The 15,161-nt window shown below is 47.7% G+C and carries 13 protein-coding genes; 8 read left to right on the top strand and 5 right to left on the bottom strand.

The genetic code is table 11. From position 1 onward, the window contains the following. The first annotated feature begins 42 nt into the window (after positions 1-42). The gene (locus KNQ03_RS09880) at positions 43-594 is read left to right on the top strand and encodes a hypothetical protein (protein WP_023467655.1); all 552 of its coding nucleotides are present in this window, start codon (positions 43-45) and stop codon (positions 592-594) included. Between the two features lie 52 nt (positions 595-646). On the opposite strand, the gene KNQ03_RS09875 is transcribed toward KNQ03_RS09880, so the two are convergent. Continuing rightward, entirely contained in the window at positions 647-1,231 is a 585-nt protein-coding gene (locus KNQ03_RS09875) for a YdcF family protein (protein WP_023467654.1), read from the bottom strand. A gap of 359 nt (positions 1,232-1,590) precedes the next feature. Beyond that, positions 1,591-2,415, bottom strand: a complete 825-nt coding sequence (locus KNQ03_RS09870) for an endonuclease I family protein (protein ID WP_149427005.1) — start codon at positions 2,413-2,415, stop codon at positions 1,591-1,593. A 355-nt stretch (positions 2,416-2,770) separates the two neighbouring features. On the opposite strand from KNQ03_RS09870, the gene amyS reads away from it, so the two are divergent. Beyond that, on the top strand, positions 2,771-4,294 hold the full coding sequence (gene amyS / locus KNQ03_RS09865) for an alpha-amylase (protein ID WP_371743257.1): 1,524 nt from the start codon (positions 2,771-2,773) through the stop codon (positions 4,292-4,294). A 45-nt stretch (positions 4,295-4,339) separates the two neighbouring features. On the opposite strand, the gene KNQ03_RS09860 is transcribed toward amyS, so the two are convergent. Further along, positions 4,340-4,954, bottom strand: a complete 615-nt coding sequence (locus tag KNQ03_RS09860) for an NAD(P)-dependent oxidoreductase (RefSeq protein WP_149427003.1) — start codon at positions 4,952-4,954, stop codon at positions 4,340-4,342. A gap of 181 nt (positions 4,955-5,135) precedes the next feature. Between KNQ03_RS09860 and KNQ03_RS09855 the strand changes: the two genes are divergently transcribed. From KNQ03_RS09855 to KNQ03_RS09830, 6 genes are all read left to right on the top strand, one after another. Next, positions 5,136-5,825, top strand: a complete 690-nt coding sequence (locus KNQ03_RS09855) for a hypothetical protein (RefSeq protein ID WP_214724517.1) — start codon at positions 5,136-5,138, stop codon at positions 5,823-5,825. A gap of 17 nt (positions 5,826-5,842) precedes the next feature. After that, the gene (locus KNQ03_RS09850) at positions 5,843-6,766 is read left to right on the top strand and encodes an AAA family ATPase (protein WP_029341157.1); all 924 of its coding nucleotides are present in this window, start codon (positions 5,843-5,845) and stop codon (positions 6,764-6,766) included. A gap of 6 nt (positions 6,767-6,772) precedes the next feature. After that, positions 6,773-7,840: a DUF58 domain-containing protein gene (locus tag KNQ03_RS09845; protein ID WP_214724515.1), complete on the top strand. Its 1,068-nt coding sequence runs from the start codon at positions 6,773-6,775 to the stop codon at positions 7,838-7,840. A gap of 28 nt (positions 7,841-7,868) precedes the next feature. Then, the gene (locus tag KNQ03_RS09840) at positions 7,869-8,729 is read left to right on the top strand and encodes an ABC transporter permease subunit (RefSeq protein ID WP_214724514.1); all 861 of its coding nucleotides are present in this window, start codon (positions 7,869-7,871) and stop codon (positions 8,727-8,729) included. Then, positions 8,729-9,757 carry an ABC transporter permease gene (locus KNQ03_RS09835; RefSeq protein ID WP_149426998.1) on the top strand — a complete coding sequence of 343 codons (1,029 nt, stop codon included), beginning with the start codon at positions 8,729-8,731 and terminating at the stop codon, positions 9,755-9,757. The genes KNQ03_RS09840 and KNQ03_RS09835 overlap by 1 nt, the downstream gene beginning before the upstream one ends. 114 nt (positions 9,758-9,871) lie before the next feature. After that, the gene (locus KNQ03_RS09830) at positions 9,872-11,044 is read left to right on the top strand and encodes an MFS transporter (protein WP_149426997.1); all 1,173 of its coding nucleotides are present in this window, start codon (positions 9,872-9,874) and stop codon (positions 11,042-11,044) included. Positions 11,045-11,313: 269 nt separating this feature from the next. On the opposite strand, the gene KNQ03_RS09825 is transcribed toward KNQ03_RS09830, so the two are convergent. Further along, a complete protein-coding gene (locus KNQ03_RS09825; protein WP_149426996.1) occupies positions 11,314-12,423 on the bottom strand; it encodes an MFS transporter in 1,110 nt (369 codons plus the stop codon). 144 nt (positions 12,424-12,567) lie between these two features. After that, positions 12,568-15,123: a sensor histidine kinase gene (locus KNQ03_RS09820; RefSeq protein ID WP_214724512.1), complete on the bottom strand. Its 2,556-nt coding sequence runs from the start codon at positions 15,121-15,123 to the stop codon at positions 12,568-12,570. Positions 15,124-15,161 lie beyond the last annotated feature (38 nt).

The raw sequence follows: 15,161 nt of genomic DNA, 5'->3' as shown, positions 1-15,161 counted from the left end.
ATCCATATCATGGTTAAATATTATCTCAAGGGAGTGTTCATCATGGAACCGAAGCTTCAACATGATCCACACGCAGCACACGCAGAACATCCGAATCGCCAGTTCGATCAGGAAGAATCATCAGGTCGTCAAATCAATCTCGTCACAGGGATGTTGCTCGGTGCCCTTGTCGGCGGTCTATTGACGCTACTTAGTTCTTCGTCTCGCCAAAATACGAAACAGAGTTTACGGGGAGCGAAAGATTCCGTCTCTACCCTCGCTTCTTCTATTAAGGAAGATCCGTCAGGTAAAGCATCACAAGTCATCAATCAAGTGAAGAGTGCTTCAAGCATCATTCAAGAAGTCGCATCTGACGTTCAAAATGTCTATGACAAAGTGAACACAGAGCTTGAAACGGTGAAATCAGATGCCTCGACGGTGAAAGAGACAGTAAATGAGACGAAAGGTGACTTGAATGCAATCAGCAATAAAGTCGTCGAAGCGAAGGATGTCGCACTCGGCAAAGAAGAACCACCTGCTGAGCATGATGCTTCCGACAAACAAGCAAATGATTCTCAATCTTCTGAGGAAAAACATAAAGGTGAAGGCATCTAATCATTCAATGCACTTCTTCTTTATCCCCGACATGTTCAGCATGTCGGGGTTTTTAGCGTAGGAATTGAACAACGATCGCAACGCGTTCGCGCATTCCAAATCGAAGGACTCCTGAAAGTGGCGTTTCAGCCGGAATCGCATCCGTCTGTAAACCAAGTTGTTTCGCCTCTTGTCGCGCACGGTACAGATGAAAGTCTGACGTGACGATCGAGACGCGACGAACGTCCTTTGGCAACAACGCTTTTGAAAATTGTAGATTTTCCGTCGTTGATGTCGAGTCGGCTTCAAGGATCAACCGCTCTTCAGCAATCCCAGATGCCACCATCCCGCGACGCATCGCCTCTGCTTCTGAAATATCTTCATCTGGACCTTGTCCACCGCTCAAGATGAAGCGGACTTCTGAATGTTGTTTCCCATATGCCGCAGCTGCCTGAATCCGGTTATGTAAGATTTGCGACGGTTTTTCTCCTTTGACACCCGCACCGAGGACGATGACATACGGTGACGTCCCATCAGCGAGTGGCCGTTCCCCTTTATTGACGAAAATACCGACACTGTACCAGAAGGCGACACAAGCGACTAATCCCCCACCGACCATCCATTTGATGTTTCGTTTGTTAAACGTGCGTTTGATCATACCGTACGACCTCTCTACTAAAAAATGGCTTACGGTAGGCAATACGAATGGTTCTCCAAAAAAGTTTCAGCATAACAGGTTCGGACTCAATGAAAAAGGCTGACTCAAAAAAGAATGACGCGTCTTTTCACGCCCTTTCCTCAGGCGAGACACAAGCCCGTTTTCCTGCTTTATTCAAGCAGGAAAGCGGGTCTTATTTGTCTCTGTCAGCGCAAAGATGCGCTTTTCCTTGTAGGAGTTGCGTGAAACGCGTCATTCTTTTTGTTACAAGATAGGGGTGGCAGATCATCATTCTGCCACCCCTATCTTTGTAGAGACTGACTGTTGAGTCAGCCCCTTTCCTATTCACTGACTCGTCATCAATTTCCCCAAATTGATGTTACGTATTCCGGATGATCGATGAACGGATTCCGGTTTTTTTGCCACTTCTCGAAGATGACATCGTTGCGACGTTTCTCGAAGCTATCAACTGGGTCAAGCTTATTCCATGCTTTCAGCGTCGACAATTTGCCGTGTAACGGGTTCGTACCATTATTGACGTTTTCTGAAGCTTCGAGATCGATTTCTCCGCCACCTTCATAACGAACCGCCATGTAGAAGATCATCCGCGCGATATCACCTTTGACACGGTTCGGTGGTTCCCACGAATCGCTATCGCGATAGCAATCACATCCACTGTATTTCGTACCGCCATTATCGAAATCTAAATTCCCACGTGCGCTGTTGACGACAACGTCTTCCGGACGCAAGTGATGCAAGTCTGTTCCTGGACCGTTTGACGTACCAAAGTCACCGTGTGACTTTGCCCAGACATGTTCACGATTCCATTGACCGACATTCCCACCGTTACTGCTCTTTGAAATCGATTTCCCCGTGTATAACTCGATGACGTTATTCGCATTGTTTGGATCTTGATCCGTTTCTTTCAGTGCTGTCCATACCGTGTCGTATGACACTTGTGTATGATTATCGATGATATCGTGCAGCGATGCCTTCAACGCTGCCCCTGTCTTCCCCGCTGCTGGTAAATAGTACGCATCGATCGTCGATTGTGACGTAACCATCTGCGGACCTGCTGAAACTTGTTTTGGATCAACTGTTTTTGCTGTGACCGGTGTAAAGACGATTGACCCGAGCGCAAGTGTTGCAGCGAGCGCACCTGTGACCTTTGACTTCCAGTTCATGTGTGTTCCCCCTTAAATGGTATGTATGAAAGCGGATGTTACACGCTCATTTTCACACCGAATCCATTCCTGGTGGAAGATGGACGATAGACCTGCTTTTTTGAAGATGAGTCGTCGTTCAGAATATTCATTGAAAGGCAACGGTTAGATGGTCCTGATTTTTTTCATTTATGACGTCAATCCGATCAAAATAGTTCTTCAGAAGAAATATTCTAGGGTCAAAAGTCACGAACAAAAGAGACTTACAAATAAGAATCCGGGACGATATTCCTCCTGTCTGAAGCTTCCCTATAATAAATAATGCAAGCGCTTTCACAAATCATGAGGAGGTCTTTACGTGAAACAAAAAAGATGGATTTTAGCAACCGTCGCATCCGCTGCTTTTTTAGTGCCACTTGCGCAACCGATTGCAGTCGGCGCAACGGCAGACAACGGAACGATGATGCAGTATTTCGAATGGTATGTGCCAAATGATGGTAACCACTGGAACCGTCTCGGGAGTGACGCAACAAAGCTCGATCAGCTCGGGATCACATCGGTCTGGATTCCCCCTGCTTACAAAGGTACCTCGCAAAATGATGTCGGGTACGGCGCCTATGATTTGTACGATTTAGGTGAGTTCAACCAAAAAGGAACGGTCCGTACGAAATACGGCACAAAGGCGCAATTAAAAACGGCGATTGGACAATTGCATACCGCCGGAATCGATGTCTATGGCGATGTCGTCATGAACCATAAAGGTGGCGCTGATTTCACGGAAGCCGTCACGGCAGTCGAAGTCAATCCGGGTAACCGTAATCAGGAAGTCTCTGGCGATTATCAAATCCAGGCATGGACGGGCTTCAATTTTGCAGCGCGAAATAACCTCTACTCGAACTTCAAGTGGAAATGGTACCACTTCGACGGCACGGACTGGGATCAATCGCGTTCAAAAAGCGCCATCTACAAGTTCCGCGGTACCGGTAAAGCGTGGGATACGGATGTCTCAACTGAAAATGGCAACTACGATTACTTGATGTATGCGGATCTCGACTTCGATCATCCAGAAGTCCAGCAAGAAATGAAGAACTGGGGTAAATGGTACGTCAACGAACTTGGTCTTGATGGGTTCCGTCTCGATGCCGTCAAGCATATCAAACACGGTTACTTAGCGGACTGGCTCGCGAACGTTCGTCAGACGACGGGCAAACCATTGTTTACAGTCGCAGAGTACTGGCAGAACGATCTCGGCACGTTGCAAAACTACTTAAGTCGGACGAATTATCAACAATCCGTCTTTGATGCACCGCTTCATTATAAGTTCGAACAGGCAAGTAAAGGCGGCGGGTACTATGACATGCGGACGATCTTTGACGGTACTCTCGTCAAGAGCAATCCAGTCCAAGCCGTCACACTCGTAGAGAACCATGATTCGCAGCCTGGACAATCGCTTGAATCAACGGTTCAGTCATGGTTCAAACCGCTTGCTTACGCGATGATTCTGACACGTGAACAAGGCTATCCGTCGGTCTTCTATGGTGACTACTATGGTACAAAAGGTACGTCGAATCGCGAAATTCCAGCACTCGCTTCGAAGATTGATCCGTTACTTAAAGCACGGAAGGACTTCGCGTTCGGGAAACAAAATGATTACCTCGATAACCAAGACATCATCGGTTGGACACGTGAAGGTGTCTCAGACCGTGCGAAATCAGGTCTTGCGACGATTCTGTCAGATGGTCCTGGCGGTAGCAAGTGGATGTACGTCGGGCTTCAGAACAAAGGAGAAGTTTGGACAGACATCACTGGAAACAACACGAAGTCGGTCACGATCAATCAAGATGGCTACGGTCAATTCTTCGTCAATGGTGGTTCGGTCTCCGTCTATCGTCAACAATAAGCAATCAAAAAAGACTCTTCCGTATATGGGAGAGTCCTTTTTTCTTCATTCTGCTAAACCGACACTCGATTTGATATGATCTTCTGTCTCGATTGCCTGTAAGAGGAAATGCGCCACATCTGCGCGATTGATCTGTTTCGCATCTTCCGGTACACCTGTATCTGCTTGACGATAAAGTCCCGTCAACGGACCGTTCAGTAAACGGAGTGGTCGAGCTACCGTATAGTTCAAATCCGCTTGTTGCAAAAGCGCGATCGCTTGGCGGTGATCCTTCAGTGGATTTTTCAGAATCCGCTGAGCGAGCATTCCTTGTACACCCGGTAATTCATCATCAACACCGGCAGACGCAACATAACCGATCCGGTCTACCCCCTGTTTTTTCATCGCTGTCACGATCCGGACGAGACTCCGTTCTAAAAAGCCGCTGTATGCAAGACTCTCTGTGCCAAGAGCCGTCAGGACAGCCTCTTGCCCTGCAACAGCAGTCGTCACCGCTTCTTGATCGAGCACGTCGCCTTTAACGACGTGTAACCGTTCGTCACGTAGTGTCAGTTTTTCCGGACTGCGGACAAATGCTGTGACCTCATGCCCGTGATCAATCGCTTGCTTGACCAGTTCTTGCCCCGTTTGACCCGTCGCTCCAAAAATAATCAATTTCATACAAAACACCCTTTCTCTTTCAAGATCCACTGATTCCACCATACCCTCACCACTTGAAAATGAATCGTCTCACCTTGTCTTTATTTTCAGAAAATTGTTTTTATTTGTTAAGCGTGTGTGCTAAAATCTTCCTAAGTACATATGGATATTTTTTCCTTAAAAACAGGAAGGAGGATCGCTTGTGTTACGGCAACGCTTTATCATGTCGCTTGGTGTCATTTTGATTGGTCTGTTCTTGTTTCAAACTACCGCGACGTATATTTATACACATTACATCATGCCGGATCCTTTTAAAAAGCCTTCGATTGCAGAAACTGAAGCGAACGGTGAAATTAGTTTTAAAAACGGTCACTCACCTACTAACACAAAAGGCAAGATGCCTTTTGAACCGATCGATCCACGACCTGGTCCAAAAGAGCTCTGGAAATCCCTTAAAGCGGATGCCTCTGACTCTCCCTTTTCTTATCTACAATATGTCATTTTAATCAGTTTGTTTAGTTTCATGGTCTGGAAACTCGTTCAGTCGCGTCGCGTGAAAAAACGGCGCAGGTCTACAGGAGAAGTAACGGATGACGTTCCATTCGCTCAATCGATCTTTCATCCTACTTCTTTAAGAAAATCGCCTTACCTGTATTCATCGTATTCGTCTTCACGTGTCCGTGATCTCGTCATCCGCTTTGAGCAACACTTACCGCGCAGCCAGCAACGTCGTCTGAACGAAACGCTTGAAGACTGGTTACGTCGAATTGAGGTCCCTGTCGATTTTCAGTTATATCGGAATATTCGCTACGGTGATATGTCGGAAACGATCGTCACGGACGATGAGATTCTACGCTTCGAACAACAACTAGCACGCTACTCAACCATTTAACCTTGGAGGGATTTCCTATGAAACTACAACAATTAAAAGACCAACTCAATTCGATCTATCTCGGTAAACCGGACGTCATTGATCTCTGTCTGACGGCACTCATCGCAGAAGGACATATTCTATTAGAAGATGTACCGGGAACGGGGAAAACGATGCTCGCCAAGGCGCTCGCTCAAAGCTTCGAGAGTGCCTTCTCGCGGATTCAGTTCACGGCGGATCTTCTCCCATCAGACGTCATCGGTTCAGACTTCTTCAACTTAAAGACGCAGGAGTTCGAGAATAAACGCGGTCCATTGTTTGCGAACGTCGTCTTGATCGATGAGATCAACCGCGCCGTTCCGCGGACACAATCGGCACTGCTTGAAGCGATGGAGGAACGTCAGGTTTCGATCGGTGGAACGACCTATCAGATGCCAGCCCCATTCTTTGTCATCGCAACACAAAACCCGATCGAATCGGCAGGAACATTCCCACTACCGGACGCCCAACTCGACCGGTTCATGGTCGCAATTGAAGTCGGTTACCCGGATTTCGAGAACGAACGGCGCTTATTATCTGAGATTCTGACGAACGTCCGTCGGTCAGCCGTCGGCATCGCGTCAGGTGGCGACTTGATTTCCTGGCAGGAAGAGGCACGCCGCGTCCATGCATCGCAAGACGTGCTTGATTATCTATTACACATCGTTCAAGCGACACGAAACCATGAACTCATTGAAGTCGGTGTCAGTCCGCGTGGAGCGATTGCATTACTTCGCGCCTCGCAAAGTTACGCTTTCTTGAATCAACGCGACTTCATCATCCCGGAAGATATCAAATATCTTGCAAAACACGTTCTGTCCCATCGCCTGACACTGACACTCGAAGGTGGAATCAAGACGACGAAAGCGGCTGTCTTGACGCATATTCTGGACGACGTGCCGGTTCCGGTCGAGATGGGGTGACGAATCATGCAGATTGAACGTTCCGTCCCGTTTTGGCTTGAACGCCGACTTTTTCCACTGTACGTCACGATGACGTTCATCTTCCTCTTCATTCCGCGTCTTTCCGTCCTCGGTTTCCTGTTTGCAGCCTTGGCGACGATTCATTTCGTCGTCGGGCGAACAGAAAAGCAGCTCCGACGGGACGTCGCAATTGAATGGAAGCACTATGAATCATTGATGTTCAACCAGGAGAAGACGTCGCTTCATTTGCAAGTCTTCGGCGTCGAATCCTTGAGTCAGCTTGGACTCGAAACGACCCTTCGTTTGCACACGGATGGCGGAGTCATCTTTCCGGAGATGGATCCACTTCACCCGGCGACGTTTCATGCAGTGATTGACTCTGAAGACGCAGTGACGATCCCGATTCAGACGGTTCGCCGCGGACCAGCCGAGTTCGATGAGATCATCTTAACGATTCGCCTGCCTTGGAAGATGGGCGTTTATCTCTTTACGTTCGATACGTATCCGTCGTTTACAGTCTTGCCGTCCTTGACAGCGCAAGCGACGCCATTGCTTTTACAGCATTTACGGATCGGCGATCGACCGGACCGTTACTCACCGATCAAGAACAAACTCGTTCAACTTGGTGCAAAACCCTATACAGCGGAACCGTCAAAAGAAATTGATTGGTATGCGACGGCGAAGACCGGTCGCCTGCAGGCGAAAGTGTTCGAAACGAGCAATCAGGATACGTTTACGATTGCCTTGAATTTATCAGCCCCGAGCGGTTACGGTCTCCATCAACAATTTGAGACGTTCATTGAACAAGCCGCATTCCTGATCAGTGAATTGGTCAAGGAAGGCTGTAAGATCGAACTATTCCTCAATCGACTCGACGGAGCGAACCGGATGACACATCTTTCACTACAAGAAGGACAACCTCAATTAAAACATGTCCTGATGACGCTCTCAACGGTCTCGACGCGTGATTCGTTCATCGCAACACAACAGTTCGAACGTTATGTACTTCGCCGAAAACATATGAATAGTCAGTTGATCCAGATTGGTAATGACCGGATCCTCGCCATCGGCTGAGGATCCAAAGAAAGGAGTTTTTCGCCTCATGGTGTTTATCGCCCGAAAATCAATTCAACTCATCACGGCATTTTTTGTCTTGATTGCGATCAGCGCCCTTCCGGCGCTTGTCGCGCAAATGAAATTCAACCCAGCAAGCTACTGGGAAGGTCTGAAGCAACAATTTGCTCAATTAACGAAACTTGATGAGATTACCTATTTCAACGTAACCGCTCAAAAGGAATTCTTGTTGCTTCCTACCATCAGTCCATTCATTAAAGAGACGTTGATCATCTTTACGACAGCTATGTTAGTCTCCGCTGTGTGTGCGATTTTTTATGCTTATTTGTTTTATCGGAGTGGTCGCAAAACACGCATGATGCTGAAACAAACGACGCGGACGCTTGAGATGGTTCCGGATCTGTTCTGGATCATTCTTTCGCAATTCCTTGTCCTCTATCTGTTTAAAACGACCGGGTATGACAAAATCGAAATTGCGGGATCCTATGCTGAGTACATTCGTTTTTTACCGATTCTTACGCTAACGTTGACAACACTATTCTTCTTCATCAAATGGTTAACGACGCAAGTACTCGAACAGGAAGCTGCTCCTTTCCTTGAACTCGCACGGGCTAAAGGCATTCGTCCTGCCGCTCTTTTCTGGAAACATTTGATTCCGACAATGATCTATCGGTTTTATCTGTTTTTCCGAGCGAACATCATTACGGTATTATCGAGTCTCGTGATCATTGAATACACGTTCGAAGTGCAAGGTATGTTCCGGTTCGTCTTTTATAATGGACAAATGCCGATTTTGATGGTCATCTTGTTCTTAATCTATCTGCCGATTTTCATCATTGATTTGTTGGCAGAATGGCTTATTCCGAACGCCTGGAAAGGGGGGATTTGATGCGTCGTACTTTGATGCGAGATCCTGTCTTCTGGCTATGTTTAGTTTTACTTACTGGTTTACTGCTCCTTAGTTTTGGAAATACGATCTTTCGTGATGGTCAAGTCGATCAAATCTCGAACAGGTATGCTGAAGACGGTACGTTCCTTGCGACGTCACCACTAAAACCATCAAGTGATCAATGGCTCGGTACAGACCGCTCTGGCTATGACCTCTTTCAATTGATGATTGAAGGATTTAAATGGACAGCCGGTATTTGTATGATTGTTGCGCTCGGGCGAATGTTTCTTTCGCTAGTGATCGCAATTCCGCTAGCTTTTAGAAGTGCTCGCGTCAATCGATACTTAAAACTTATTCTTGATGGATTTTTAGTTTTACCGCTCTCTCTTGTCGCGTTGCTCATTTTGCTTCCATCACTTACGTTCTTTGATTCGACTGCTATCCCACCGTTGTTCGACCGTGTATCGTTCGAATTAATCGTCTTGATTTTGCTTGGTCTCCCCTCTTTATCGCTTTATCTGATTGCTGAGACCCGTCAGTTACTTAGTCAAGAGTTCATGATTGTCGCCCAGACGCTTGGTGGCAGTCCGTGGCATCGGTTCAGACGCCACATTTGGCCACATCTTGTTCCAACGTTGACAATCGTTTTTATGCAACAGTTCATCCAAACGTTGATGTTACTCGTTCACTTATCACTTTTCAAAATTTTCTTCGCTGGAACGGTTAATTTACATGTCGGAACTGCCCCAACGATTTTTGAGTGGTCCTCGATGTTCGGTTATTACTATAACCAGTTTTCAGCGACATCTTGGCTCAATCATATGTTCCTCGTTCCACTGATTGGACTAGCATTAGTCGTCTTTTTCAGCAATCTATTCATGAGTCGACTCGAACGGGCTTTCCGCTTCCGCCAGCAACTAAAACCAATCAAGCTATCGGCATCTCGTGCTCAAGACGAAGCCGCTGCGTCGTCGATGGTCGATCCCTTTACACCCGTTGCACTGAAATCTCATCACGATTCTGATTGACAATCCATTTTTTTCCTCTTACACTAGAAAAAAACATGAAATGAGGGCGTCCAATGTAAGTCATTCTGAATTCTCACTCCTAACTAAATACGTACGATATGGAGGTCATTCAGAATGAACCGGTTTACGCTTTTATTGGTCAGTCAATGGATTGCGAATGCGGGAGATGCGCTCTATATCGTCTCCCTGATCGCGATGATCTATCAAACGACAGGGCAAGCGAGTCTCGCTGCCCTGTTTCCTGTTCTCGTCACAGCAGGCATGACAGGTAGCGGCTTCTTATTCGCCCAAGTCGCTCAACGTGTTCCCCATGCCTCCTTGTTGTTCGGCAGTCAACTCCTCAAGACGATTCTATTAGGCGTCATCTGGGGATTTGATTTACCACTGCCACTTATCCTCGCACTCGTTGGGTGTATCGCTTTCTTCGACGGATTTGCTCGTCCGATCGAAAGTGCCTTCATCCCTCGACTGTGTCAGGATGTCCAGAAAGCTAACAGTCTCGTACAAGGTTCGAATCAAGTGATTCAGCTCATCATGTGGCCGCTCGGCGCCATCCTGGTCAGCTTGTTATCCCCTCTTTCCGTCTTGTCCGTCTCGGCTGGTCTGTTTTTAGGTGCCAGTCTCATCAGCTATCTGTTCTATCGAAGCGTCCGCTCTCTACCCGATCCTTCGATGGAAGAAGAAGACGTCTCCTTCCGGTCGAGTATTCGCTACACGCGATCGCATTCTTTCGCGAAAGCCAACACGTATCTCGTCGGAATCGATGCGTTCGTCAGTACGGCGTGGATTTCTGCTCTGTTCCTCGTCTACATCGATACACATTTCCAACTATCGGAACGCTGGTGGGGCATTCTAAATGCCTTCTATCTGCTGAGCATGATCGCCGGCAGTTACATGATGTTACGTCGTCGTGGAACGCGTTCGTTGCTTTATCGTAGTATCGGCTTTTCGATTACTGCGACCCTCTTGTTTGCTTTCGCTCCAATCGTCACACTTGCCGTGATCGCTTGTCTGATCCAAGGGTTTGCAAGTCAAGTCCGGGCGATTGAGCTGAATACGTTGTTGCAGACGACGACACCACTCGAACGGTTACCGTATGTCTATAGCGTGCAACAAACCGTGTATGCACTCTGCTTCTGTCTCGGTAGTCTGCTGTTCGGATGGTTTGCCGATGTGTTTGCGATCGAGCTTGTCTATGCGCTCGCAGGACTCCTCTCCTTGTTGATGTGGCAACCAGCTCGCCAGGTATTGGCACGTTCTTCTCAGGAGCAACGACACGTGTCGTAATAAATGACAGTCAAAAGAGGCTGACTCAAAAAAAGAATGACGCGTCTTTTCACGCCCTTTCCTCAGGCGAGACACAAGCCAGTTTTCCTGCTTCGTTGAAGCAGGAAAGCGGGTCTTGTTCGTCTCTGACAGCGCATAAATGCGCTTGTTCCTGTAGGAGTGGCGTGTGACGCGTCATTCTTTTTGTTACGAGATAAGGATGGCAGATTATCATTCTGCCATCCTTATCTTTGTAGAGGCTGACTTTTGAGTCAGCCCCTTTTTTTGATTCAGTTCTGACGCGTTCGCGTCACACTATACAATAGAAGCAACATAAGTGAGACGAGACCGAGCGCGGCATAGGTCATCTGAAGCGAAAAGACACGTTCGACGAAGACGAACAGCGTACCGGTTCCAAGCACAGCTAAACGTTCAATGACTGAGATCAGCGACGTAAACGTTGCACGTCCATTTGGCGGCGCAACTTCTTGGATGATAGTGGTCACATAAGGCTCAGCCCAGCCATAGCACAAGTACAGCGTCCCGAGTAACCCGATACTGACGAGCGGAGAGGCAACCGACAATCCGGCAAGACACACGATATAGATCATCGCCCATCCGACCGGAGATCGGAACCGAGATAATGACGCGCCGGTCGCCTGCATGATTTGAAATAACACGAAAACGAATCCGAAATGGACCATCGGTATCGTTTGATCCCGTAGATAAAGTTGCCAAAACTCATCGACGAAATCAATCGTCGCCCCGTATAACAAGACAATACAAAGAATTCGGACGTAGACGCGTCGAAACGAAAAACCGTTTAGCAATGTCTTTAATGAAATCGTCTCTCCGTCTTGTTCTCGCGATGCTTCCTTTAAGAAAAACGTCAGCAGTACTGTTCCGAGCAATACCCACCAGGACACGTGATAGTGCCAAATCAAGTCTACCGATCGCACGGCGTAACTCCCGACAAGTGCTGCGAGTCCTGATGTCAATAAACCACCGATTGAAATCACTCGCCAGACCGTCTCGAATCGCTCTTCCATCCTATGCATTCGCAATGTTTCATAGACGTGGGCTTCAAGCGCTCCACTAAGTGCTGCGCCACCGATGCCGGCAAGGACCATCGCCAAGAGGAAGGCAGGTAATGAGTAGGCTTCAAGCAACACCGTAAACGATAACCACTCACATACGAAACCAGCCAGAATGAACGGCTTTCTGCCCCATCGATCGGATAACAAACCGAACGGGACCTCACCAATCAACATGACCCAAGCAAAGACGATTTCTGCGATGACGACTTCGGCAATGCTCATTCCCCGGTCTTCCCAGTAAAAGCGCTCAATCACATAAGCTGGAATGAACGAACTACTAGCTTCGATCAGGATCCAAAGCATGAGTGATCGTCGGACTTAACAAGGCCATCTGCTTCGCCGCATCTCCTCACTTCCTTTCTGTTTGATAGTAGTTAATTCCCGTTTTGCAGATGAAACCAACAAAAAAACGCCCTTTGATTAAAAAATCAAAGAACGCTTTTGACATTAACATTCATCTGCCGATTCCGTGACCGGTACGACGGACTGGACGATCGGTAGTTCGACGATGAACGCGGACCCGACACCTTCTGTTGATTCGACATGAATCATCCCTTCGTGCGAACGAACGATTTCCTGACAAATCGCAAGACCAAGACCGGTACCGCCGATTTTTCGACTATCCGAATTATCGACTCGATAAAACTTACTAAACAGTTGTGGTAACGCGTGACGGGGAATGCCGATTCCCTCATCTTCGATCTTCAGCTGGACACGATCTTCGACTTGACGCATCGTGATCGTGATTTGACCACCATCCGGTGAATACTTGATCGCATTGTTGATCAGGTTCGTGAACAGCTGACGCATTTTTTGTTCGTCAGCATGAATCCGACCCGTCGTCGTTTCTTCAAAATCAAGGACTAGCTCGTGATCTTTTGCCGAAGCCGTATGGAACTCGACCGTTTCCTGAATGACTTTCGTCAAATCAAGCGGTTTGAAGTCATACTGCTGCTGACTCGATTCCATGCGCTGGACATCGAGGAAGTCGTTGACGAGATTCGTCAACCGTTCGGTTTCTGCATGAATCGTCTCGAGATACCGTTGACGTTTTGATTCCTGGACGTCGCGCGCGAGCATCAATTCCGTGTAGCCGTAAATCGAGGCAAGCGGTGTCCGCAACTCATGCGAGACGGTCGAGACGAATTCCGATTTCATCCGGTCGATCGCTGTCTCTGCCGTCACGTCACGTAAGACGAGCATCGTACCGCGGAAACAACCACCGTAATGAATTTCCTCTGCATACAGCGTGACGAATCGCTCTTCCTTGTTCAAGGACAACGCCAAGCTCTCCGTCGGAATTTCCTGACTGCAGACATGATCCATGTAGGTTAAGAACGCCTCATGTTGATCAACCTGCACTGCCAACTCTTCGATTTTGACGTCGAGCGTCATCAATCCTTCTTCCGCCACTTGATCGTGCGCCGGATGATGGAATAAAGCGAGCAATGGTTTATTGGCAAAAATCGTCTCTCCTTCGATATAGATGACCGCTTCTCGAATCGAATGTAGAAGTTTTGAGGTCTTTTCCCGTTCTCGTTCGACTTCTTCAAAGACACGCATCCGGAGCAAGGAGAGTGCCAATTGACGGGAGAACGACCAGATTTCATTTGTCTGGTCTTCCGTGAAAGCATCCCGGTAACGGACGAGATAAATGCTTGCAATCATCGTGTTCGTCGCTGGATCCATCACCGGTACGACGATTTCGTACATCGTGTATGGATACGGGAGCGGATGATGACTCGCGACTTGTTTCGTCGAGCGAACAGCGCGTTTGTTTTGACGTGTGCGTTCGAGTAATGACGTCGAAGCATGTAATAACTGGTGCTCCTGAGCTGCCGTCATCCCGTACGAGACGAGATCCGTATAGCGGTCTTGCTCTAAGAAGACGATTGCTCCGAGCTCCGCATCGGTGATCGTAATCAATTTTTCGATGATCGCTGGATACGCCGTCAACGTTTCGCGAGACGCAAGTGTCTCGGTCAACTCATTGCGATAACGCAAATGGGTCTCGTTGCGCAACGTGATGTCGAGTGCTTCTTCGAGTTCTTCCTGTTGCGATTGCAGTTCTTCTTGCTGGGCAATTAATTCTTCTTGTTGACTTTGAAGTTCGTCGTTACTCGCGACAAGCTGGTGCTTTTGCCCGGAAATGGCGGCTGCCATCTGGTTGAACGTCGTCGTCAATTCACCAATCTCATCTTGACGATTCGTGATGACGATTGGTGTCGCATCCTCACCTTTAGCGAGTCGTCCACTTTCCCGGTTCAACTGACGCAACTGACGAGTCAAGCGGCGGACGAATGGTCGGACGAAAACGAGAGTAATCAATAAGAGGATTGCGATATTAACTGCTCCGAGAATTTGCGCCGAGTTGACTTGTTTACCAAGCTGCTCTTGCGCCGCCATCTCTTGATCGTTTAAGGAATTACGATATTTTGTGAAGACCGTCTCCATATCAACGATACTTGAACTCATATCAGCCGCACTCTTCGTCTTGATGTTGAACTTCCGCTGTGGATCGAGTGGTTTTGATTTCGTGACCTTTCCAAGCGTCGGCATCTTCAAGAACGGTTCCGTCACTTTGCCGTCTTTTTTCGCCGCGACATAATTGACGAGGCTCGGCATGACGCGTTGGGTATACGCTGTATAGAGTTCCCGTGCGTCCGTTGCATACTGCCGTTCTTCTTTGAAGCGTGCATTGCGCTCGAACCATGTCGTTTGTTGATTGATGCCATTTTTCTTTGCTTCGATTTCTTTTAACATCTCTTCGTCACCAAGCAAGACGAAGCCACGCATCTCGTACTGCATGCTTTGCCATGATTCGTACAAATCCGTCGCCCGTGTCCGATGTTCGTTTAACATCTTTAACTCTTGGCGTGATTCATCCACCTGTTGTTTCGTATATAGGTAGACACCACCTGTCGTTAGCAGCAGTGTCAGAAAAATCACATAAAACGCAGACATGATTTGCCGTCCAATCGTTCGATTCAGCCATGTTTTCATTAAAGGAATTCAACTCCTTTCCCTTTATCTTTCTCCAG

The organism is Exiguobacterium sp. s143, from assembly GCF_018618895.1.
In the GTDB taxonomy this organism is placed as follows: Bacteria; Bacillota; Bacilli; order Exiguobacteriales; family Exiguobacteriaceae; genus Exiguobacterium_A; species Exiguobacterium_A abrahamii.
This window is presented reverse-complemented; position numbering and strand designations above follow the sequence as displayed.